This is a genomic window from Neosynechococcus sphagnicola sy1, assembly GCF_000775285.1.
GTDB classification, from domain to species: domain Bacteria; phylum Cyanobacteriota; class Cyanobacteriia; order Neosynechococcales; family Neosynechococcaceae; genus Neosynechococcus; species Neosynechococcus sphagnicola.
The window spans coordinates 14,710-37,783 of the sequence record NZ_JJML01000036.1; the positions used below are offsets into that span (position 1 = coordinate 14,710).

A 23,074-nucleotide genomic window follows, 5' to 3' on the forward strand; every position below is an offset into this window, starting at 1 on the left:
GGTCATTGTGTCGTAAAAATCCCGGTCGGACTGCTAAAGACGACACTCCCCAGTCAGTCCTTCAGACCTTATAGCTGGCAGTGATTGATCCCAGGTAACCCCAGCGGAGTCTCACGAGCCTGGAAACGACCCAATAGGCCATAGCTCACTAAGCCGACATACTCGCGCAGCACCAGCAGGGAGGACAGGGATCGGTGGGTTGGGAAGGGACTGGGGTGGGGAATCACCTGAAAGCCAAAACTTACAAAGGTCAGGTAGGATCGCAGCATGTGGGGGGCATCGGTAATCAACACTATGTGATAGATTTCCTGGGGTTGGAGCAGTGCTGCCGTATAGCGGGCATTTTCTTCGGTGGTACGGGAGCAGTATTCCCCCGAGAGCTGTTGGACGGGAACGCCTGCTGTCTGTAAATCCGTGATCATTTTGGGCGCATCCCCCGCCCCACTGACAAAAATTTCCGGGGCACGATGGGCCTGCCAAAGTTGGACACTGGTTTGGATGCGTGACGGGCGCAAGACCTCCCCTCGCCCCAGAACTACAATCGCATCCGCCGGGGCTCCGGTGTCAAAGGGCACGAATTGGGCCAGTAACCAGTTTGCCAGGGTGGCTGTGGGGGTAGCGATGGCCAGCAGATAAAACAACAGGGCGATCGCGGCGGGTCGGCTGAGATAGATTTGTAAAGGACGCGATCGCAGCAACCAGGGTAACCCCATCAGCACCAAGAGCGGCGGCACAATTAACCAGGGATGGGTGAGTCCATGAAACAGCCTCCAGGTGACATCAGTCCACTGCATCTTGTTCGTCATCCTCAGCGAGGGCCGCTGCCTTTGCCTGTTGCGCTAGGTCTTCAATGGCCAGTAATAAGGCTTCTTCCTGATCGATAAAATCTGCTTCTGGAATCTCCCCCATGTCATAGGCCAGTTGCAGGGCTAACAGCCGCTTATGGAGGTTCTCGGTCTCATCCAGCTCGGTATTCACCCGTTCTTGAATTTGTTCGCCGATCCAGGCAATGCCAAAAATTGGGGCGAACAGTAAACGTAACACCATAAGAAACCTCAACGAAGTTGGGTTAACTGGGCAAAGTTGTAGGGAGCTGTAAAGTTGTTGTAGCGAATCCGCAGGCGCTGCTCAAACTGCTGATCCAAGGCTTCTACGCGATCGCTGAATTCGGATTCTAACTCCCAGGGGATAAGGTAGGCAGCGTTATAAATCATGGCATCCGTGAGCGGGTCATTTTCAACGGTTTCCACCGCCAGGGGATTGAGGGCAGTGGCAAAGGCATCGATAATCGTTTGCTGACGATTTTGTAACAATTTCTCCAGGGTTTGGCCAATCGAGATCACCTGATCCATACTCAACGGTTGATCCAGGAGTTGATCTCGTTCTGCTTTGAGATTGGGATTCTCTTGGAGCAGGGTTTGCAGTTCCTGGTCTCGATCCCAGAACAGTTTCACCCCCACCTCTCGTTGGCCGTCCAGCTTGACAAATAACTCCGACAGACTTTGACCGTGGGGAAGAATTAACTGCTGGATCACCGTTTGCCAGTCTTCAATGATCAAGCCAAATTGCAGTGGGAGTAAGGTGCGATACCCTGCCTGCATCGCCTGCTCCAAGACTTTTTCATGCCCCAAGAGATGACGACGACTCGCCAAGTATCGCTCCTGCTGCGCCTCTGAGTAGAGAAACACAAATGGTTCGATCCCGTGGGACAACACGGGCTGCTGGTCTAGACCCAGGAGGGAGAGATCCTGTGGACCAGGAGCCGGAAAAATCCCGTAGAGATAAAGGCCATAGCCCATAGCTGGATCACAATTGAGAAAGAGCCATCACTCAGAGGGGTTGGGTGGTTAAGACCACCTGCAATCGGGCATGAATCAAGCTGATTTCAGCCAGCCCTAGGTCTATGCTACCTTCCAAAACCACTCCGGTGTTGAGCAGTCGATCCAACAATTCCAGAATGGTGGGGCTGTGGGAGTGCTCCCCAGGATAATAACCGCCAGATTTGGGCAGAAGAGTGCCGACCTCCCCAAGCTCAATATTTAAATCAGCTGGGTCAATTTTAAATACGGCGCACAGATCTAGCACTTGGGCTTCTAACCGCTGCAAGCTCTCTGCGGCTCGATTCAATTCTGTATCAGTAAGGGCACCTGACTCCATGCGACGGATCACCTGTGCCTCCATCAGTTGCCGCAACAGTTCCACAACGGTCAAGAGTAAGGGAGCCAGACCCGCATCTGGATTTGACTTGGGAGTAACTGCAATGCTCGGCGGGCGGTCTAGCTGCTGAGGAGTAGTGACTCCCATGACCATCACGGACTGGGATGGTTCAGGAGAGAACGCAGAGTTCATGGGGCAGAAGACTCTCAGTGCAGAAGGATTCTACTACTGTACAAGCGATTCAACCAACGGCGGCGGGCACGACTGGCGAGGAGTTGGGCATATCCAGTCGCCATGCGAGCTTTGTCACTGGCTTTGTAGCTCAAGCCAGTGACAACCCGCCCCGAGCGAAAGCTGGGAATGGTACGACTGGTGGCAATTTGCTTGATGGTTTTGATCGCAATCATTGCACACGTCCTCGCAAGCAGTGGGTTGTTTGAGGTTTTAGGTCGAGGGCGGCAGCTCTGCTCCCCCATGGGGCAGAACCGCAGGGGTAGGTGGGGTAGCTAGGGCGTGCAGTTCTCGTACTTGGGCTTCTAAACTTTGAATCCGTTCCTGAAGTTGTTGATTGGTTTCTGTGAGGGTGCGAGCCTGACTACTGAGATAGGGGTCGCTTTCCCACCAGTTAATGCCAATTTCTCGGGCCTTATCAACGGAGGAGATCAAGAGCCGAATGCGGATATTCAGCAGTTCTGTGGAGCCAACGGATACGGAAATATCCCCAGCAATGACAATGCCTTTGTCGAGCACTCGCTCCAGAATATCCGCCAGGGTAGAACCTTGGGTAGACATGGGAATGGTTTTCTGAGCATCGCGAAAGCTACGCTGAGGATTACCGGTGTCAGCGCCAAGGGGGGATGGGGTCACAGTTGGTTATCCTTGGGTACCACGGCAATGAGATCGCCTGATCGCATTAAAATTCCCTGGGCAACCAGCGATCGCAGTGCCTCCACGGCTTGCAGGCGATTAATCTGGAGACGCTGCTCAATCTCCGCCAGGGATGCACCCCCAGATTGACAGAGATAGGTATAAACCTCGGATACAAAGGCAGTGGCACCGTTGCCTGACAACACATCCCTTGTGGGTAGCTCTACCATCGCCGCTGTTGGAGGCAGTGGTTCTTCTGCCAAGAACAGCCCATTCATGATTTCCCATAGAACGGCTGTGGCTTCTGGCAAGGGTCGTCGGGTGCGGGAAAACAGAATATCTCCACAGGTGTCACGAAAGTCAGGATGTTCAGGTGCTACCGGAATTTCATGCCCCTGGCAAATTTTGGCAATCATTAAGCAAGAACGCAATCCTGAGGCCAGATCGGCTTCGGTACGGGCACGGAAGGCTTTCACCAGTGCGACTATCACCTGAGCATCACTGCGGTTAATCCCGATTTTCTGAACCAAGATTTCTTGCTGGGTCAGTTCATCCGGCTCCGGTACATTGATGGTAATCAGCCGATCCATCAGTGCATCCTGGGTGTCATGAACGCCGCAGTATTCCTCTGGATTGGAGGTAAAGATGGCGCGAAACTTGGGATGAACCCGCACATATTCCATGCGGTTGGAACTGGGGGGTAGGGCTAAGAGCTTTTCCTCTAGGGCAGACAACAGCACATTGTTGACTTCTGGGCGTGATCGATTGAATTCGTCATAAACCAGGGTAAATCCTTCCCGACAGGCCAAGGTCAAGCGAGAGTCCACCCAGTTCTGACGTAGTTCGTCTTCGACCTTGACCACACTATGGATATAGTTATCCACAACTTTTTTACGGGTATACCCCGACTGGTTACCAATCAGGTCAGAGGTAGTGAATTCATCGTCCCCAAAGATCAACATGATGGGCCGACTCAGTAAGTCGGCCAGATGCATGGCTAAGGTGGTTTTACCAGTTCCGGCAGGCCCTCGCAAATGCACCGAAAAACCAGATTGAAGATACCGGAGGGCGCGGGTAGCAATTCGCTCCACAGCGGGCGTACTCACAAATCCCCCAGGGCGGGCTTGCAGAACAGTAGTCACTGGAGCGCATCCTCCTTGATAAACACTGGGAACAGAACAACCTTTCAGGACAATGCTATCCCTTTAACTTCAGCGATCGCCCTAGGCGCGGGACAGATCTTCGACTAGGTGCTCCACTAAGTCCTGGGCTCGGCTGGGCATAATGGGAGCCGAGAACAAATCAGCCGCAGACTTGACCAGGATGGGTTTTGACACCACAGGGGTTGGCGCAGGGGGGATGGGGGGTTGGCACCACCACGGGCGCTGGTTTGACTTCAACCACAGCTGGGGCTGGAGCAACCTCAGGGGTTTCACCCCAGACATGACGATGCAGGGCAATTCGGAAGTTCGTCAATTCAGCGGCGATCGCCTGGGTATCGGTGAGCCGCTGGGTTTCCAGGGCTGTGAGATAGCTGGCAACCTGGGTACTGAGACCCTCTGAAAATGCCGCCAAGTCTGTCAGCAATTGCTGCCGTTGTTGAACCCGTTGCTGGGCATGGTTCTGGAGCAATTGCTGGGTCTGCTGTTGCTGTTTCCGAACCTCAGCCTGTCGTTGTTGCTGTTCAGCCTGAAATTGTTGCTGAAGCGCTGCCACCGTTGCCTTCAAGGTCAAATGAAACCCTTGGAGATCCGTGGCCAACTGCTGAGACATTAACTGGCGATCGCTGGCTGTCAGCAGCAAGAATTGGCGAATCCGAGACTGGAGTACTTGCACAAACCCATCTAACTCCTGGGCGACTTCCTGGGCTTTTAGCTGTCGCTGAGACTGCATAGCGGTGAGGAAATCTTGGGTTACCTGGTGCAGATTCAGGGTAAAGGATTGCAACTGGGCTTTCTGAACTTCGCGTGCCTGAACTCGGTTGGTAGCCGTAGCCAGGAGAAAGCTGTCAACCTTTGCAGCCAGTTGGGTGCGAAATTGATTCAGATTGTTTTGCAGGTCTTGGGTCTGTTGCTGACGCGATGCTCTCATCGCAGCCAGCGTTTCTTGAACGTCTTGTTGCCGCTGGACAAGTGCCTGCTGCCGCTGCTGCTTTTGCTGATGCCATACATCTTTGAGAGCCATACTCAAAATTCCCCTTGAAACCTTGACGACAAATTCCCTGGAAGGACTAGGGGAGTTTGATCTGATCGATTCAACTCCCCCAGTCGAACGGCATTACACCGCCGGGACAGCTGCCTGGGCAGTCAAGCCAACGGCTTCGGCATACTTCAGATAGGTCTCGACGGACGCAATCACCACCCGAGCTTCAATGGCTAACAATTCAATGCCAACCAGTGAGACCCGAACCCACGCATCAATGACGATCCCTTTATCGAGGATCCGGTCAATAACTTCAGCCAAGCTGGAGGAAGAGTTTACTTTTTCAACTGCCATGGTTTTACTCGCAAGTCTGTGAATGACGGACAAAAATAAGAGGATGCAAACGATACTAATGTACAGTGTAATCCCTGAGAAGACTTAATCATACTCGCCAAGTCTTCTGAGTACTTTCACCTGTAGTTCTAGGATGGAACTAACGCTTACGTTCTGTACTCTAGCGACTGGAGAATTTGCCTGATATCCGTACTATTTCGGAAGTTTTGGTTCTGATTGTGGAAATCTACGAGCTATCCGTAGCATTTCATACCATCCTGGATTACGAACCATTAAGTATGATTGATCCCCAAGCAGAGATCGGTGATCCTAGGCTTTCTGAAGCGGTGTTACCTCAACCCAGGAAGCATGGGATCAACCGGGGATCAAGCAAAAATCGCAACCAAGTTGGGAAAACTGAATCCCCAATTTAACCGGGCTGGCGTTGATTGGATAGCACCTGGTAGGCAGTTTGAAAGTCTTCCATGGAAATTTGAATGGTTGCGGGATCACTCAACCCTAGGGCACGATACTTACGAATCGCAGCCAAGGCTGCCTGATTACTCAAGAGTGCCAAGTCGGCACCATTCCAACCCTCGGTTTGCTCGGCCCATTGGGTCAGATCAACTGCCCTCAGGGGTCGGTCCTGGTTATGGACTTGCAAAATGGCCAATCGAGAGTTAGCGTCTGGCAGATCTACCTTCAGTTGCAAATCTAACCGCCCGGCTCGCAACAGTGCAGGATCAAGAGCCTCGGGTCGATTGGTGGCCCCGACGAGAATAATCCCCGCTGCCCCCTGTAACCCATCGAGTTCGGTGAGCAGTTGACCAACGACGCGATCGCTGACTCCTGAATCGCCGTTATAGCGGCCTCTAGCGGGAGCCAACGTATCCATTTCATCAATGAAGATGACACAGGGAGCTGCCTGACGAGCCTTGGTAAACAGCTCTCGCACGGCTTGCTCGGAGGCACCTACCCAACGGCTGAGGAGTTCAGGGCCATTGACGGCAATAAAATTCGCCCGAGCTTGGGAAGCTACGGCTTTAGCCAATAGGGTCTTGCCAGTGCCCGGTGGCCCCCAGAGTAAGATCCCGCGCAGGCTTTTGGCTTTGGTTTGCTGGTACAGCTCCGGGTGCAGCAGGGCACCTTCGACGGTTTCTTGCAGGGTTTGTTTAATCGACTCCAGCCCCCCGAATCTCCTCCCAGGCGACCTGGGGAGATTCCACCTCCACCGAGCGCAGTACGGAAGGTTTGACTTGCTTCAGCGCTTGGTAAAAGTCTTCCTGCTTCACAGTCATTGAGTCTGGCAGGGGGGCATCCAGGGAGGGGGCAATGCGTCGCAGGGCACTGTAGGCAGCTTTCTGGGCCAGGGCTTTGAGGTCAGCCCCCACAAACCCCACCGCCAAGTCCGCGATCGCCCCCAATTCCACACAGGTATCCAAGGGCATGGCTCGGGTGAGAATGGTGAGGATCTCCAGTCGGCCATTGCGATCGGGAACCCGAAACTGAACTTCCCGATCGAAGCGTCCCGGACGCCGCAGTGCTGGATCGAGATGATCGGGACGATTGGTTGCCGCCAGCACTAAAATGCCGTCGGCCTTGGCAAACCCATCCATGAGGCTGAGCAGTTGAGCCACCACCCGCTTTTCAACTTCTCCTTCTACCTTGCTGCGATCGGGGGCGAGGCTGTCAATTTCATCAATGAAGATAATACAGGGAGTTGATCGAGTGGCTTTTTCAAAGATCCCCCGCAGGCGAGTCTCCGCTTCGCCATAGTATTTGCCCATGACCTCGGGGCCAGCGATCGCAATATAATTCACCCCCAAATTCTCAGCGAGGGCACGGGCGGTCAGGGTCTTGCCGGTTCCAGGGGGGCCAACCAATAACACCCCGCGAATGGCTTCCAGTCCAAGCTTTGCCAAGAGGTCGGGACGTTTCAGCGGGATTTCCACCAGTTCTCGCAGTTCCTTGAGAACTGCGGTTAAGCCACCCACATCTTTGAGAGACGGAGCTTTGGGATCAGATGCTGGGGGCGTAATCGTCACCTCCGATTTAGATGGGGAGTTGTCGCTGGTGGCTGTGGAGTTGCTGTCAGCAGATGGGTGAGTACGGATGCGGCTGATACCAATACCGCTGGGAATATTGCCCTGACGGGGAATGCTACTGAGATTGCGGGCACCTAGCTGGACATCGGTTCTCAGTTCCCCTTTTTCCATTTTTTCTTCTAAGGCTCTGGCAATTTCTAGCAGTTGCTCAAACCCCTTGAGCCCTCCCCCAAATAAATCACTCATAGTGCCGATCCGCCTCTGACGTTTCCCTTAGGGTACCCAATCGGCGGCGGGCTTTCATCGGTGCGTTGATCCCCATCTGCGGCACAGCTGTCCCCGGAGTGGCTAGGGTGACCCATGGGGGCGATCGCCCTGGAAAAACAATTTGTAGACGACCCAAGCAACCACCAGCACCAAAACGATGTGGGTTAACCAAGCCGCCACCCGAATCGCCACCACCACCGCCACCACAATGGCAAAGAACGTTGCCCACTTGACCAGGGTGCGAGAGAGAGCTCGGGGTGAAAACGCCCCAGGGTTAAGGGACCGTGGCGGCGGGGAGCGATGGTTAATCTCCTGCTCTAACTCCCGCAGTCGCAAAGCCCGTTCCCGTGCCGCCAATTCCTGTTCGCGTCGGTGCAGTTCATCTTCCTGGGGATTGGGAGCACTCATAACCCTGACACTGGGATCGCTGGTTGTGGGTTCCTGTACGCTAACATGACAGAGCTAATTCCTTGCGGCTCTATCCTGCTTTCTATCTTTAATGTGTCGTTTACTCGGCTATCTGGGGGTGCCAATTCAATTGGATACCCTCCTCTATCAAACCGAACATTCTCTGGTGGTGCAGAGCTATCAACCCCAGGAGATGACCGCTGGGTTGTTGAATGCCGATGGCTTTGGGATCGGTTGGTACCATCCCCACCAGGATGCCCTCCCCTATACCTATAAAAATATCCTGCCGATCTGGAGCGATATTAATCTCCCCCACCTCAGTCGCTACATTGAGTCCGGCTGCATGGTCGCCAATGTTCGCAGTGCAACATCGGGACAAGCCGTTGATTTAAGCAATTGTCAGCCCTTTAGCAGTGATCGGATTCTCGGAGTTCACAACGGTTTCATCGAACAATTTCGCCAGACCCTCTATCGCCCGATTCGCCACCGCCTTGAGGATGATGCCTACCAGGGCATTGAGGGGAGCACCGATTCAGAACACATCTTTGCCCTGCTCCTGGACTTGATGCAAACCACTGGTATGACTCTGGAGCAAGGGCTGCAAGCCACCTTGACCCTGCTGAGTCAAATGGCCCGGAGTCACCCCACCCAGCTGTCGGCGAATTTAGTGCTGACCGATGGTCAGCAACTGGTTGCCTCTCGGTTTGCGACCCGTTCTCCGGCTCCCTCTCTCTACTGGCTCCGGAACCAGTCTCCCGTTGCCAATGGGGTGTTAATTGCATCGGAACCCCTATTTGCCGGAGCTTGGCAACGGGTTCCAGAACAGACGCTGCTGCGGGTCGATCGCGATTTAACCGTGGTGGTGCAATCTCTGAAGGCAGATTAAGATCCTGATTGCTCAACTGCTAGAGCCGAATGCGGGTGGCAAAGTTCTGCGATCGCGTTGGGGACAGAGATCGGGCTTTGAGAATCGCAGCGGACAGAAAGGCATAGGAAATTGCTCCAATCACCGGGGAGATGAAAATCCCAAGGGACACGGAGGCAGTGGCATTCCAGAAGGCATGGAGTGCTGCTGCCGTCAGATACCCCACCGCCAAAATTAGCCAGCGTTGGGAGGGAATTAGCACACTCAGGCCAATAAAGTAACCAAAGTAGCCACTGTAGGCTAAGTGACCCGCCACGGCTCCAATGATCCGAGGAATTAAGAGTTGCAAACCTGCCAGCTGAGAACTTGACTCCACGGCATCAGGAACATACTGTCCCAGGGTTTCTAAGAGGGTAAAGCCCACCGCAGATGCCGCCCCCAGCAGAATGCCATCCAGAGGTTCCCAAACGCCAAGGCGTTCACGGCTGGGCGATCGCAACTGTCGTCCCAAAAACAGCGCCACAAATACAGGCAAGGACTTTAGGAGTTCCTCCGCCATACCTGCCCCAAAGAAGTTGCCAACCAGGAGGCGGAAGAAATTGGTACCGGTGGTTAAGTCAGAGATATTCCCTGGCAAGATCTGGCGAAAGACCAAGACGAACACCCCCCACACTGGACTGATCAAAAGCACCATGGTGGTGATGGCAGTCCCCATAATCAACCACCAGGGCTTACGCTTGCCACAGAGCTGATAGACAAAAAAACTAGGCGGCACCGGATAAATACAGCGCCAGTACCAGGGCAAAGACCCCAAAATCATCGCTGCTGATAAACATCAGCACCACGAACAGCACGGTGAGAATACCAGGGATCAAAAAAGCTTTGCGGGTGAGATCCCCTCCCGTGGAGAGGATGGGCAGCAATTGACTCAGGGAGAGAGAGGCCGTTGTCCCAGGGGCATGGGTGGCTTCTTCCAAGGGTTCAGGGATTAGCAGTGGCATCGACTTCTGGATTTCAAAGCAAAATTCCACGACTTTTTGCCCCAGGGTAATGCGATCGCCGGATTTCAGTAGCCGACAGTCCTGAAGTCGTTGGTCATTGACATAGGTACCATTGGCACTCTCCAAGTCACACACTTGCCAGGTGCCCGGTTGCAAGGGGCGAAGTGCTAGATGACGCCGCGAGACGCCTCCGTATTGGCCGGAGTCCAGAACGATCTGGCAACTAGGATCACGCCCGATCACCACCTCTTGCGCCGGAGACAGTGGGTAATACCGGGAGGACTGTCCTTGCAGATTAGCCGTGAGTAATCGCAGAAATGCAGTTCCATCCGGAATCCCCGTCATCTTGGTTCCCCTGCTATGATTCGCCCCCCCATTGTATTCACAATCGTCACCCAGACATCCCCTGAGAATTAGATCATCCCTCGGGGCACACCGAACCTTAAAGCTTTACTGTAAGTTCCTTCCCACCGCTGTTGCTGACGTCGATAATGGAGCCAGATTCTCCCCTTGATCGCCATGCCAGACGTACTCCCCCAGGTAGGCTATGAAATTGTCCACTCAACACTAGGACGGATGCGCTGCCGCATTCGTTATTTAACCCTGGATGAATCCTATGCCCAGCAGCTGGAGCAACAGCTGCGATCGCAGGTTTGGGTGTCCCAGATGCGGATCAATGCCGCCGCCGCCTCCCTGATTGTGGAGTATTCCGGGAGCCAGTTGTCCCCCGCGGAGGCAGAGGCTCGGTTAGTGGCGGTGATGGCGCAGTTCAGCATCGTCACCAAAATCAGTCCCCCAGGGGCACCAGAGCCAGTTGCCCCCCCGAGCATCCCAGAGATCCTGCCCCCCGCCCACTCCGAAAGTCAGGCATTCCAGGGGCATCTCGAATCCATTGCCGGGGGCATTGTGGGACTGGCAACGGGAGAAATCGTCGGTGGGGCGATCGGTGGCGTTGCCGGCGGGATGGTACTAGGGCCGGCAGGCGTCCTCCTGGGCAACCGAGTGGGGGGATTTGCAGGGTCGGTTGTGGGAGCCACGATCATGGGCGATGTCGCGCCTAACCTCTTGCGCGGGGGAAATGTGGCGACTGTGCCGGGGGTTAACCCCGTGCGACTAGAAACAGCCTTACAAAAAAGAGCCGGGGATAAAGTCGGTGCCACCATTGGTGAAGTCACGGGCAAAACTATTGGCACTGTTGCTCTAGGCCCGGTCGGTGCTGTCATTGGCACGGTCATTGGAGGAGCCGTGGGAGGACGGATAGGCGAGGATGCCGTCCATCAGTTTAAGCATCCCAGTCCTTCCCCCTCTCATCCCTCCTCTGGCAACGTGTTACAGGATCTCCAATCCTGGATTGATCGCACCTCTCGAGATTTTGCGGGCGAGACGAGTACCGCGGTTCTCGGCAGTACCCTGGGAGGACTGTTTTTAGGAACTTCAGGTCGGGATACCGGACGCCGGATTGGTTCCTACGTCGGCAGACGCTTGAACTGGCGAGATCCATCGCCACCGCCAATTTTGGAGGCTACAACCAGCCCTGCATCCCCTGCCCCGGAGAGCACCGCCATTGCATCGCCCCCTACGATGATGTCCGAGGGCACCCAGTCATTGCCACCAGCAACAGAGCCATCCTTAGGGGATCACGGTTAGTTTGGCCTGACAGTGAATTACACCAGACTCAAGCCTCAACTGGTGTAATTCCACCTCGGAACCCAGATCAATGCTGAAATGGCGCGACTGCATTCGCGAGACTCCTGGATCTAATCCGGGAGCCGCTAACCAGCGCAGGTGGGTGAGCTGCAACTCCTGGGGACTCCTCAGTGTCAGACCGGTTTCGAGTTCCACTGGGATCTCCTCCCCCGCATTGTTGAGCAAACCCTGGAGGATGACGCGATCGCCCGCAATTTCTACCTGCAACTGTCGCAAGCTTAGATCCGCAACCGCCGCAATACTGAGGGGCTGTACCCCCTGTTCTAGGGGATGGGGTGGTTGGTTTAACAGCGTTCCTAGAAAGGCCGTCACGGCCTCGGCTAAAAGAGGCGTCTGTAGGGAGGCATTTAAATCAGTGACTTGAATACAGACGCTTCCCGTGATCGGAATCGGTTCTAGAATCCGCAGGGGCTTGCCCCGCAACACCTGTCCCAAATTGACACGAATATTGGCGGCGACCAGGTTCAACTGCGTCAAATGCAACCCTTGGTAAACCACCTGTTGGGCTGAGAGGGAGACCTGCTGAATCACCCCGGATAACAGTCGGCGATCGCCACTTTGAACCTCTACTTGGAGATCTGCGATCTGTTCGACCTGGGTTTTAAGCCACAGGCGCAAGGCTGAAGATAGTACTTTGGCGATCCATTGGCGACGGGAAGCAGTTGCGGTTTCAGCTTCCAGATCGAGGTGGGGATCTAAACAGTCTGATGGCAGTTGGGACTCAGGGTTGTCGCAGCGGGATGTCATTCCTGGAGAGTATTTTTACTTAGCTAAGAGATAACTCAACCTATCATAAGCGGCAGCTGGATCGGCTTTTGCTCCCCAATATTGCCAAAATATTTTTAAATCCTGACATAAAGTATTTTTTTGGGATCATCCGCGATCCGATTCCCTGTATTTGATCCCGATCTTCGATCGTTTGTCATGAAATAATAACATTAAGATCCCCGATTCCCTGATAAATTCGTGAAGTGCAGTAGAATTAAGCTATTCAGACCCTTGACCCTCCGACTGCTTTTTTGCAATATGTAACTAACACCTGATCCCTAAAGATACTCAAGTTCATTTGAACTGCCATGTAGGTGACGATTCAGGCTGAGGGGCTTGCCACCAATTACCCTGCGAACCCCTGGAACTTCAGGAGCTGCTGTAAGTGATTGAGCTTGCTTGACTATTACTTAGTTAATACATATGTACGAATTCGGAGGCTTATGCTCAAGGACTCTTTCAGATAATGACCCCGAAAGATTTCCCAAGTAACTGGAGGCGCTACCAATGGCAAAAGAACGGCCCCCTTTAGACGAGATGACACTCAGACAACTCCGCCGGGTTGCCAGTGAGTGCAACATTTCCCGCTACAGCCGTATGCGTAAATCTCAATTGTTGGCATCCATTCTTGAGATCCAACGCACGAAATTCTCTTCAGTCAGCAGTCGTTCATTAGAGGCACAAGAAGCCGTGGAAGCAGCAAAATTTGAACTCGGTCAAGAAGATAAAGTGGGTGGTACCCTCGCAGCTGTTGATGAAGGATTGCCAGATCTTCCCAGTGGTTATGGTGAAAGCCGCATTGTCTTGATGCCACGAGATCCCCAATGGGCCTATGCCTACTGGGATATTCCCAATAGCCACAAAGAAGATTTACGTCGTCAGGGTGGGCAACAGTTAGCCCTCCGCCTCTACGATGTCACCGACATAAGTCTTGAATACCAAAGCCCCCATAGTATCCAGGAATATCCCTGTGATGAAATGGCGCGGGAATGGTACTTGCCGATTCCGGTCAGCGATCGCTCTTATATATTGGACATCGGCTACCGCTGCATGGATGGGCGTTGGCTAGTACTCGCCCGTGCTGCTGCTGTGCGCATTCCTCCCGTTTATCCCTCTGACTGGATTGAAGATCAGTTCATCACCGTCGCTTGGGACGAAGATTTGCGCGGCAAAACCTTTGCTACGCTGGTTCCCCCCAGTCGGCGCATGCCTGTGGGTGTGGACATGGGTAATAACCCCATCTATGACCAGATCTTTGGCATGTCCCAGAGTGTAGAAGCCCAAAGGGTTGCGGGTTCTCTGTTTGGCTCCATGCAGCAGGTTCCCGTACACGAACAGGCCATCAGTTCCTATGTCTTCCCCTCAGGAGTTGGCATGTGGGCAGTTCCCACGGCTTCGGGACTCACCATGTCGGGGGTCGGCATGTCGGGAGTTGGCTTTGGGGCCTCTATGGCACCGAATCGTCCCCGCCAATTCTGGCTGGTTGCCGATGCGGAGCTGATTGTCTACGGTGCCACCGAACCTGATGCCACCGTTACCATTGGGGGACGCCCGATCAAACTGAACTCCGATGGTACCTTCCGCTTCCAGATGTCCTTCCAGGATGGTCAGATCGATTACCCAATTATGGCCGTGGCAGTGGATGGGGAGCAAACCCGTTCCATCCACATGAAGTTCGATCGTGAAACCCCCAGCCGCCACACCAACACCAAAGAAGAAGCGGTTCTAGAGTGGCTCAGCTAAAAGTGTCATCGCGCTAAAAGATCCGCAAGTCTCATAAGCCCCGACCATCCATCGGGGTCTTTTTTGTTTCAATGTTCAGTAAATCTATTTCTGAGTTTGCCTACCTTGAGTCATCATGGCATTGCCTGGGGGCATACCTCTCATTTGGGACTGGGCGATCGCCAGGCACCAGCAGACGATAGGATGGGGAGTATTTGGATGCCATTCCTCTCTCCTGCTTAATTTGAAACTATGCCCACTGCCCTTGTCATTGGTTTGGGAAAATCTGGAATTGCGGCTGCTCGTCTTTTACAACAGCAAGGATGGCAGGTCATCGTCAGCGATCGCCAGATCTCTCCAGCGCTCCTGAACCAACAACAGCAGTTAGCCCGTGAGGGGATTCCCGTTTGGTTGGGACATGCCTTTGATCTGGAGGCGACCGATACCCCCAGTAATTTAGACCTCGTGGTGGTCAGTCCTGGGGTGCCCTGGGATCTCCCCAAACTCCAGGCCGCCCGCGATCGCGGTATTGCAATGGTGGGAGAAATTGAGCTAGCTTGGCGCACCCTGGGTCAGAGTCCCTGGGTTGGCGTCACTGGCACCAACGGCAAGACAACCACCACGGCGTTAATCGCGGCAATCTTTGCCCAAGCGGGTCTCCAAGCCCCGGCCTGTGGGAATATTGGCTTTGCGGCCTGCGAATTAGCAACCGCCGCCCTCACCGCCGCCCAGCCGCCAGATTGGGTGATTGCTGAGATCAGCAGCTACCAGATTGAATCCTCCTCCACCGTAGCCCCCCGAATTGGGGTCTGGACAACCTTTACCCCCGATCATTTGAGTCGCCACTACACCCTGGAGAACTACTTCCGCATCAAAGCGTCACTCCTGCAAGCCTCAGAACAGCGGGTCTTAAACGCTGATGATCCCTTCCTGAATCAACACTGTGTTGCAGGCTGGTCAGATATTTGCTGGACCAGTACCCAGGGGAAATCTCATTTACCTGCCGACCCCAACCTGGGGGTTTACCTGGAAGATGGCTGGGTAATCGCCCAGGGGGAACCAATTGTTCAGGCAACCCAACTGCGGATGTTGGGGCAGCATAATCTGCAAAATCTGCTGATGGCAGTGGCTGTAGCGCGACTGGCAGGCATCGAATCAGCGGCGATCGCCGCTGCCGTGGCAACGTTTCCAGGGGTGGCGCACCGATTGGAACACATTGGCACCTGGCAGGGGGTCACCTTTATTAACGACAGCAAAGCCACCAACTATGATGCCGCCCAGGTGGGATTGGCAGCGGTCAAGGCGCCGGCGATTCTCATCGCTGGCGGCGAAGCCAAAGCTGGGGATGATCAGGGTTGGATTGCCACCATTCAGGCTCAGGCAGCCCATGTGTTGCTGATTGGTAGTGCGGCTCCTGCCTTTGCCCAGCGCCTCGACCAAGCGGGTTATCACGCCTACGACATTGTGGAGACGATGGAACGTGCGATTCCCAGAGCGGCAACCCTGGCCCAACAAGTCAAGGCTGCGGTGGTGTTACTGTCTCCAGCCTGCGCCAGTTTTGATCAGTACCCCAACTTTGAGACTCGGGGTGATCATTTCCGGCGCATTTGCCAGGAGCATTTCAGCTAGTTATAGGGTTCAACGGTGGCGGGTAGGCCATTGCTAACGAGTAATTGCAGTAGCTCATCTGCCTTGGCGCGATCGCTAAATGCACCAGCCTGCATGATCGCTCGACCATTGGAGAAGGTGCGAAATGCCCCCGGCACTAAACTCTTCACCAGGGTTTGTTCATTGGCATTTTCGGCAGCCACCACGACTCGGTAGCGCAATCCCAGGGCTGCGGGCTGCACAGCCACTGCGGGGGGCAAAATCACGGGCGGACTGTCACCATTGCCCACCGGAATCTCAGAGTTAGGAACCGGTAGGATTGATCCAGCGACGGGAGCGGCTCCCAGGGTGGGAGGGGGATTCAGCATGGCTGGTGTGGCAGTTGGTGTAGACCGAAGGGCGGCTGGGGTTGGTGGCAGGCTTAAGGCATCTGGGGGAGGCACCGGAATCTCGATCCCCCCAGCATTGGAGAGGGGAGGATTCGGGAGCGACTTATTGGTGGTCGGGGGAATGAGATTCAGGGGGAGACTGATCGGTGACGGGGAGGTAGGAATTTTGGGAGTGGGGAGAGCACTGGTGCTGGAGACCATGGGTAACCCCGGCAAGGCGCGAACGGGGGTAACTGACTGGAAGCAGGGGCTGGCCTAACAGGAATCAGGAGGGCGGGGTGTTCTGGGAAGGTAAGGGGGGAAGACCACTGGCCATGGAGTCAGGAGGGGCGCTAGGGCTTTGGGAGGGTTGCCAGCTTGATTGCATTTCCGGGGGCGGAACGGGAATTTCAATGGCTGTGGGGGTACCGTTACCCGTGGGAAGCCCTGAGGCAGAACCACCCCGAGAGCTGGGTAGAGAGCGAGGGGTTAAATTCACCGTCACGGGACTGGGGATCTGGGGACGGATCGGGGCAACTGCCACCCTGGGATTGAGCGCCCCTCCTAGATCCACCCGCCCACTGATTTGATTCCCTGAGAACTGATTGCCATAGGCCAGGAGAATTTGATTCCTGGCGGCATTGTTAATATCAAACCGCCCATTATTGCGAAAGAGATTGCGACCTGCTTCCATCCGGCTTCCCAGGTCGGGGGCAGCTAGGGCGATCGCGACCAATCCATCCCGTTGGCAGTTTTCAATCACATTATCCCGCAGGATCGGACGGGCACTGGACTGCACAACCACCCCATCTTTATTGAAACTGATGCGGTTTTTGACTAAGACTGGGGCTGCACTCATGCCGATATTCACCCCAAAGCCAGTGTTTTCAAAAACATTGTCCTGCACCTGGGGTTGGGCCGTTCCAAAGACACTGATGCCACTGGCACCATTCTGGTAAAAATAATTGCGCTGAATCAGTGCTGTGCTGCGGCCATTCACAGAGATACCATCATGGGTGCTGGCGGTAAACGTACTGTCAGTGATAGTGGGACTACTCGAATCAATCCAGAGTCCATATCCCCTGGGACTGGGGTTGGTAATCGTCACCCCGATGATGCTGGCCTGATTAGCTCCCAACAAGGCAATATTTTGACTGGCCGCCGTAGGACTGAGAAAGGCACCACCGCCCCGAATGACAATGTTGCGTCCCCGTGAGGGGGCATCTCCCTTCAGGGTCACACCGGGTTTCATTAGCAGCGGGAACTGTTCCCCGGTATCCAAGCTGTAGGTTCCGGCGGCAAGTTGGATCACGGTATTGGGCTGTGATGCTTGCAGTGCCTGAGTAATGGTTTTGAAGGGGGCTGTACTGCTGCCATTGCCCCGCAAATCATCCCCAGTTGCTGGGTTCACATACACCAGGGTAGCGATAGTCGGTACCTGAGCCAGGGTGTGGTTCAACACTCGACTCGGTGTTGTGACTGTCAATGGCACTGCTGCTGTCGCTGGGGCAACTTGTTCTAAGAGCCCCAGTAGGGCAATGGTGATGACTCCGATGCCGCATCTGATCCCTTGTCGCCAGATGTCCGGTCGTCGGCCTACCGTTGGCGATGAGCCGCGATCAGCATCTTGTTTCCAACACTCTCCTTCCGTCCAACCCACAACCGTTACTCCTCCAAACACACAGGCTATTGTTTCATCTTTGATTGAGATTTCTAAGACACAACTGGAAAATTCAGGAGACAATCAATCTATAAAAAGTTTTACTATTTTCATCGATTGACCGCAGCGGGGGCTGAGCCTCTAACATCACAGGTCACATCCCGCGATGTTAGAGGCTGAACCTGCTTTCCAGCATGAGTGAGTCCCCAGTTGCCAGCCCCCGCCATCTCCAGAAGCGTCTAAGTACCTGCCTGTTAGGATGAAAAAATGGAAGGAGTTGTTCCAATGGGCAACCAAGAGCATGGGGCTTTGCAGCCCGTCCTCTGCCGGATTTTAGATGCCAATCTAGATCGGGCACGGGAAGGCTTACGAATTATCGAGGAATGGTGTCGATTTGGCCTCAACAGTGGCGCGCTCACGGAGGTCTGTAAACACCTGCGCCAAGAACTTGCCATCTGGCATACTGCGGAACTGCGTTCTGCCCGCGATACCCCAGGTGATCCAGGGACGGAGCTTACCCATCCCCAGGAAGCTCAACGCACGGATCTACAACAAGTTCTGCAAGTCAATTTCTGCCGAGTTCAGGAAGCCCTCAGGGTGCTGGAAGAGTATGGCAAACTCTACCAACCAGAAATGGGCACTGCTTTTAAGCAGATGCGCTACCAGGTGTACACCCTAGAAAGTAATTTATTGGCAGGTCACCGCCACCAGCGCCTCCTGCGATCGCACCTGTACCTGGTGACCTCGCCCACGGAGTCATTGCCGGCGGTTGTCGAAGCAGCCCTGCAAGGGGGGGTGGATGTGGTGCAGTACCGAGACAAAAACAGCGACGATGGGGTGCGGTTGCAGAACGCCAAGCAACTTTGCCATCTCTGCCATCAATACGGAGCCTTATTTATGGTCAATGATCGGGTGGATCTGGCCTTGGCCGTTGATGCCGATGGAGTTCACCTAGGACAGCAGGATCTACCTGTTGCCGTAGCTCGCCAGCTCTTGGGGCAGCAACGGTTGATTGGTTGTTCCACCACAAACCCCGATGAGTTAAAGGCAGCCCTTCAATCAGGAGCCGACTATATCGGTGTTGGGCCGGTCTATGAAACTCCAACCAAAGCAGGTAAAGCCGCCACAGGGGTAGAATACGTTCGCTATGCAGCTCAGCAGTCAACTCTGCCTTGGTTTGCCATCGGCGGCATTGATCCTAACAACCTCCAAGAGGTGCTGACTGCGGGAGCAGAACGGGTGGCCGTGGTTCGAGCTATTATGCAGGCAGAGCAACCGATGCTGGTGACCCAATACTTGGTCTCGCAGTTGAGTCATGTGCAGATGATTCGTGATTACAACGCTCGGATGTCCATGGTCATATCCCATGTCTAGTTCCATTACCGAAATTGCCATTCAGGTCAACGGCACTCCTCAGACCTGTCAGCCCCACACTCTATTACCGGATTTATTGACACAACTGGGGCTATCCCCCCGGCTGGTTGCGGTGGAATACAATGGCGAGATTCTGCATCGCCAGCTCTGGGGGCAGACGGAACTCCAATCCGGCGATCGCCTGGAAATTGTCACCATCGTTGGGGGCGGCTAGGTACGGAGATCCCCTCGACTCCGCTGCTCACGCCCATCCAGAAGGGAGTAAAGTATGAGAAGGACTTGTTAACAAGTCTTAACTAAAAATTGTCACGTCCTCCAAAAGGGTTACCCCTTAGGGTTCCCGATCATTCCGGCGTTGATCCTCTAGAGCTGACCTTAAGAAAACGTAGGCACCTCCTGATTGCCCCTTCAGAAACACATATTCTGTTAACGAGTTGGATAGGTACAGTCTTATGCACAACAAATTTCTTTCAGTTTTCAAACCCTTGTGTAAGTCTCTGGTGCTCGCTGGACTCATACTGGCTCTGGTGTTCTCCCAGGCTCCAGGGGCATTGGCAGCCCGGTCGGGGGGCGAGTTTCGGGAGGGTCTTTCCGAGCGCCCAGTCGTACTTATAGTGCCCCCCGTACTAACTATGCCCCCCGGCAGCAGCCCTCTTCTGGTTACGGGTTTGGGGGTGGCTTTGGGTTCCCGTTCCTGATTCCCTTCTTTGGGTTTGGGGGGGGGATGGGCAGCTTATTTGGTGTGTTCATCTTCTTGGCGATCGCCAACTTTTTGGTACAAGCCTTTCGCAGATCCCAATCAGGAGAAGGTTCTGAGATGGAGGGTTACAGCGATAACCCCACCGTTTCGGTTTCCCAAGTACAGGTGGGTCTGCTGGCTGGGGCACGGGAATTACAAATCGATCTAGAAAAGATGGCAAGAGCCGCCAATACCAACTCCTCTGAAGGATTGGTAAAAGTGCTTCAAGAAACCACCCTGGCGCTGCTGCGCCACCCTGAGTTCTGGGCCTATGCCGGAGCCGAAACTCAACAAACCAAGCTACAAGCAGCAGAAACCCAATTTAACCGTTATTCCCTGGCTGCCCGCAGCAAGATTGCTGCTGAAACCCTTTCCAATGTCAACAACCAGTTAGAGGATAAAAGTTCTAGCACGGCGCTGCTCAATCCCAATGCCAGTGCTGCCCTTGCCGAGGCTCCCGGTGAATATATTGTCGTAACGGTATTGGTGGGAGCATTAGGGAAGCTGGCCCTACCGGAGGTCAAAAATACCGATGATCTGCGACGGACTTTAACCCTGTTAGGGGGAGTTGGCAGTGAGCAACTGCTTGCGGTGGAGGTGATGTGGTCACCGGAAGCCCAAGGTGATGTGCTGACATCTGATGATCTACTGGCGGATTATCCGAGCTTACGGCTGATTTAGTGCTGAGTTTGAGATTATCTCAGCTCTCACCCCCTTTGTTGAAACTTCGCGGCGATATTTCTCCCCCCCAAAGCAAGGGCAGCCAATCTAGCTTTGTCCTCCCCCCCTGATGGAGAGATCTAGAGTGAGGGATTCTAGGAAAGTGCGATCGCCCCCAACCATCCCTCGACGGTGCCTGGGCGATCTCCTACCACGACGCTCAATGCGATCGCAAATCTCCTAGGGTAAACCAACATCCATCAACGTTGGTGGCATCTATTAGGTTGGATCTTCAAGCTTGAAACGATCGCACGAAAAAACGAGACATGAAATATATTGAGTGCTCTCTGCTGTTGGGTTTCCAGGACTCAACTCAATCTACGGCGAGGGGCGATCGCACTGAGTAAATAATACCGATAATTTAATCAGCCTCACGCACTTGCTGAAGAAACTGTCGAGCCATCTCATAAAAATTTTGATAATTACTTGTGCTTTCAAATGCTTTTTTTGGAATAGTATATGCCTGATTATTGTTGAGGATAATCAGTAAATGATTTGGCAATTCTTGCAGACGTTTTACACTAATCCACCTATGACGGGTTTCATTGACTGAAGTTCTTTCAATGAGTTGAGTAGGTGTTATTTGAATTGTATGTTCACATAAAATCCCGCTGGTTCCATCCTTTGGCAGGTTAACTCGAAAAAATAGCAAGGAAACGAAATACATAAACAAATTGAAACCCACAATACAGATACCTAGAGTTAGAATTCCCACAACGATCTCAAGCCATAATGCTTCTTCGATCTTCATGAGAGTCTGTATTATCGTAATCGTGAACAAAGTATAGGCAAATAATTTAGTTAAATTATTTGCCTTATTGGTTTTATAACTATATCGGTGGGTTGCAAAAAGATCACTAACTTCTAGCTGATAGGTAATTTCTGCTTCCATTTTACGGAGTCCATAACCTGATTGACTGAACAAAAGTCCGAGACCCTCACCCTAAATCCATCTCCCAGAGTCGGAGGTTCTTATGAGGGAGCAGAGATCTATCAGCCAATCAGGTGTCTAATGGCCTGCTTGTCACCGGACAGCAACAGTATTTTACTCAAAACAATGACCTGATGTGCTTAGAAGTGAAAAAAAAACGCCAGGAAGTTACCCTGGCTTTTTTCCTTGTCAACACAATTTGCTAAGGTGAAAACACAGCCTCTCTGGTAAAGGTCATGGTCAACACCGCCATTCAGCGCCTGACGTTTGAGGAATACCTCGCCTATGACGATGGTACAGGCAACCATTATGAATTTGTTGACAGACATCTGATCCTGATGGATCCCCCTAGAATCGAACATTTCTTAATTTCCAAATTACTTGAGCAGCAGTTCGATGCAGAGATCCAGCGGATGGCCTTATCCTGGCTCACCTTTCGAGAAGCAGGGATTAGAACCGGATATAACAAGTCCAGACTAACTGATTTATGTCTAGTCACGAAAGAGCAGGCACAAGACTTATTGGGGCAATCTGCTGTCTTTCAAACAGCACCGCTGCTAGTTGTCGAGGTAGTGAGTCCAGAGTCGATCTCCCGAGATTATCACTACAAGCGCTCTGAATATGCAGCTTTGCATGTACCAGACTATTGGATTGTGGATCCACTGGAGGCAAAAGTGACAGTTTTGCGGTGGGAAGAGGGACTGTATGAGGAAAGTGTGTTCATTGGTAACCAGGCAGTTGCCTCACCCACGTTTCCCAAGCTACAGCACTTTTCACAACTACTCGGCACAATAGCAGCAATGGGTAAAATAGTTTCGTAATTCACCACTAGAACATAACATCTCTCCAAGCCTGAGTAACTGAGCAACTGTTTCTGCTGACTTGGGCACAAATTGGCGGACAAATGCCTTTATTGACCACCATAAGTGTTCGATGGGATTGAATTTTGGGCAGTAAGGACTCATGTAAACTGCTCGTGCGTCTACCGATTCTAAGATTCCTTCAACACCCTTAACCTTAGAGGATGTTTTAAAAGTTTTTTTGGGTCAGATTTTATGCTAACTGCCTCACCATGATTCGTATCATGGCCAGGTAAATAAATGTCTCCGAAGTTTCTGGCCATAACTCATAGTCTCGAACCAATCGACGGTACCCCATGAGCCAGCCAAATGTTCGTTCAACAACCCACCTTTTTTTACAGCAATACGAACCCTTTGGTTTGCTCTGGTCGCAGCACAACCTCCACAATCCACCGACAAACATCCATCACCCACATCAGGAATGGATTACCGTCAAAACCGCCATCGGCCCAAATCGTATGCAGTCGCGATACCCCTTGACCCATCTGTTTCACCTGTTGGAGTACCTGTTTAGCCCCCTCTCGTTCGGGTA

Annotated in this window: 21 protein-coding genes and 4 pseudogenes; 8 read left to right on the forward strand and 17 right to left on the reverse strand. The window is 53.3% G+C overall.

Annotation, left to right across the window (positions count from 1 at the left end; translation table 11 throughout):
- Positions 1-68: 68 nt before the first annotated feature.
- From DO97_RS14485 to DO97_RS14540, 11 genes and pseudogenes are all read right to left on the reverse strand, one after another.
- Positions 69-794 (reverse strand): YdcF family protein, encoded by a 726-nt coding sequence (locus tag DO97_RS14485; RefSeq protein ID WP_052128761.1) that lies wholly within the window; start codon positions 792-794, stop codon positions 69-71.
- Positions 781-1,047 (reverse strand): gas vesicle protein GvpG, encoded by a 267-nt coding sequence (locus DO97_RS14490; protein WP_036534721.1) that lies wholly within the window; start codon positions 1,045-1,047, stop codon positions 781-783. Before DO97_RS14490 ends, DO97_RS14485 begins: the two co-directional genes overlap by 14 nt.
- Positions 1,048-1,055: 8 nt before the next feature.
- Entirely contained in the window at positions 1,056-1,799 is a 744-nt protein-coding gene (gene gvpF / locus DO97_RS14495) for a gas vesicle protein GvpF (protein WP_036534723.1), read from the reverse strand.
- Between the two features lie 31 nt (positions 1,800-1,830).
- A complete protein-coding gene (locus DO97_RS14500) occupies positions 1,831-2,304 on the reverse strand; it encodes a gas vesicle protein K (protein ID WP_052128766.1) in 474 nt (157 codons plus the stop codon).
- A gap of 59 nt (positions 2,305-2,363) precedes the next feature.
- Positions 2,364-2,564 carry a hypothetical protein gene (locus DO97_RS14505; protein ID WP_036534725.1) on the reverse strand — a complete coding sequence of 67 codons (201 nt, stop codon included), beginning with the start codon at positions 2,562-2,564 and terminating at the stop codon, positions 2,364-2,366.
- 37 nt (positions 2,565-2,601) lie between these two features.
- A complete protein-coding gene (locus DO97_RS14510; protein ID WP_052128767.1) occupies positions 2,602-2,949 on the reverse strand; it encodes a gas vesicle protein in 348 nt (115 codons plus the stop codon).
- 71 nt (positions 2,950-3,020) lie between these two features.
- Positions 3,021-4,166 carry a gas vesicle protein GvpN gene (gvpN, locus tag DO97_RS14515; protein WP_036534727.1) on the reverse strand — a complete coding sequence of 382 codons (1,146 nt, stop codon included), beginning with the start codon at positions 4,164-4,166 and terminating at the stop codon, positions 3,021-3,023.
- Between the two features lie 160 nt (positions 4,167-4,326).
- Positions 4,327-5,208 carry a hypothetical protein gene (locus DO97_RS24465; RefSeq protein WP_036534729.1) on the reverse strand — a complete coding sequence of 294 codons (882 nt, stop codon included), beginning with the start codon at positions 5,206-5,208 and terminating at the stop codon, positions 4,327-4,329.
- A gap of 93 nt (positions 5,209-5,301) precedes the next feature.
- Positions 5,302-5,520, reverse strand: coding sequence for a gas vesicle structural protein GvpA (gene gvpA / locus DO97_RS14525; RefSeq protein ID WP_036534731.1), 219 nt, complete (start codon positions 5,518-5,520; stop codon positions 5,302-5,304).
- 409 nt (positions 5,521-5,929) lie between these two features.
- Positions 5,930-7,790, reverse strand: a pseudogene (locus DO97_RS31325) (AAA family ATPase).
- A gap of 102 nt (positions 7,791-7,892) precedes the next feature.
- Complete coding sequence (locus DO97_RS14540) at positions 7,893-8,219, reverse strand: hypothetical protein (protein WP_036534736.1); 327 nt, start codon at positions 8,217-8,219, stop codon at positions 7,893-7,895.
- A gap of 91 nt (positions 8,220-8,310) precedes the next feature.
- Here DO97_RS14540 and egtC point away from each other — a divergent pair, with 91 nt between their 5' ends.
- The gene (gene egtC, locus DO97_RS14545; protein ID WP_036534739.1) at positions 8,311-9,105 is read left to right on the forward strand and encodes an ergothioneine biosynthesis protein EgtC; all 795 of its coding nucleotides are present in this window, start codon (positions 8,311-8,313) and stop codon (positions 9,103-9,105) included.
- A gap of 19 nt (positions 9,106-9,124) precedes the next feature.
- Here egtC and DO97_RS31330 read toward each other — a convergent pair.
- Positions 9,125-10,430: pseudogene (locus DO97_RS31330) on the reverse strand (PrsW family glutamic-type intramembrane protease).
- Between the two features lie 174 nt (positions 10,431-10,604).
- Between DO97_RS31330 and DO97_RS21230 the strand changes: the two are divergent.
- A complete protein-coding gene (locus DO97_RS21230; protein ID WP_052128762.1) occupies positions 10,605-11,732 on the forward strand; it encodes an HMA2 domain-containing protein in 1,128 nt (375 codons plus the stop codon).
- On the opposite strand, the gene DO97_RS14560 is transcribed toward DO97_RS21230, so the two are convergent.
- Entirely contained in the window at positions 11,715-12,539 is an 825-nt protein-coding gene (locus DO97_RS14560) for an LmeA family phospholipid-binding protein (RefSeq protein WP_052128763.1), read from the reverse strand. The genes DO97_RS21230 and DO97_RS14560 overlap by 18 nt on opposite strands.
- 528 nt (positions 12,540-13,067) lie before the next feature.
- On the opposite strand from DO97_RS14560, the gene DO97_RS14565 reads away from it, so the two are divergent.
- Positions 13,068-14,303 carry a DUF4912 domain-containing protein gene (locus DO97_RS14565; RefSeq protein WP_036534741.1) on the forward strand — a complete coding sequence of 412 codons (1,236 nt, stop codon included), beginning with the start codon at positions 13,068-13,070 and terminating at the stop codon, positions 14,301-14,303.
- Positions 14,304-14,534: 231 nt separating this feature from the next.
- Positions 14,535-15,911, forward strand: a complete 1,377-nt coding sequence (gene murD / locus DO97_RS14570) for a UDP-N-acetylmuramoyl-L-alanine--D-glutamate ligase (RefSeq protein WP_036534743.1) — start codon at positions 14,535-14,537, stop codon at positions 15,909-15,911.
- Here the strand turns inward: murD and DO97_RS14575 are convergent.
- Positions 15,908-16,495: an SPOR domain-containing protein gene (locus DO97_RS14575; protein ID WP_204368649.1), complete on the reverse strand. Its 588-nt coding sequence runs from the start codon at positions 16,493-16,495 to the stop codon at positions 15,908-15,910. The genes murD and DO97_RS14575 overlap by 4 nt on opposite strands.
- A gap of 49 nt (positions 16,496-16,544) precedes the next feature.
- Entirely contained in the window at positions 16,545-17,918 is a 1,374-nt protein-coding gene (locus DO97_RS14580) for a DUF1565 domain-containing protein (RefSeq protein WP_162183006.1), read from the reverse strand.
- Positions 17,919-18,203: 285 nt separating this feature from the next.
- Between DO97_RS14580 and DO97_RS14585 the strand changes: the two genes are divergently transcribed.
- The 3 genes and pseudogenes from DO97_RS14585 (at position 18,204) to DO97_RS14595 (ending at position 20,712) form a co-directional block, all read left to right on the forward strand.
- Complete coding sequence (locus DO97_RS14585; protein ID WP_036534747.1) at positions 18,204-19,292, forward strand: thiamine phosphate synthase; 1,089 nt, start codon at positions 18,204-18,206, stop codon at positions 19,290-19,292.
- Positions 19,285-19,506 (forward strand): sulfur carrier protein ThiS, encoded by a 222-nt coding sequence (gene thiS / locus DO97_RS14590; RefSeq protein WP_036534749.1) that lies wholly within the window; start codon positions 19,285-19,287, stop codon positions 19,504-19,506. Before DO97_RS14585 ends, thiS begins: the two co-directional genes overlap by 8 nt.
- 238 nt (positions 19,507-19,744) lie before the next feature.
- Positions 19,745-20,712, forward strand: a pseudogene (locus DO97_RS14595) (DUF1517 domain-containing protein).
- A gap of 400 nt (positions 20,713-21,112) precedes the next feature.
- Here the strand turns inward: DO97_RS14595 and DO97_RS14600 are convergent.
- Positions 21,113-21,643: a YcxB family protein gene (locus DO97_RS14600; protein WP_156120591.1), complete on the reverse strand. Its 531-nt coding sequence runs from the start codon at positions 21,641-21,643 to the stop codon at positions 21,113-21,115.
- Between the two features lie 275 nt (positions 21,644-21,918).
- Here DO97_RS14600 and DO97_RS14605 point away from each other — a divergent pair, with 275 nt between their 5' ends.
- A complete protein-coding gene (locus DO97_RS14605) occupies positions 21,919-22,503 on the forward strand; it encodes a Uma2 family endonuclease (protein WP_036534754.1) in 585 nt (194 codons plus the stop codon).
- Between the two features lie 232 nt (positions 22,504-22,735).
- On the opposite strand, the pseudogene DO97_RS14610 reads toward DO97_RS14605, so the two are convergent.
- Positions 22,736-23,074 (reverse strand): annotated as a pseudogene (locus tag DO97_RS14610) (transposase); the annotation flags it as partial.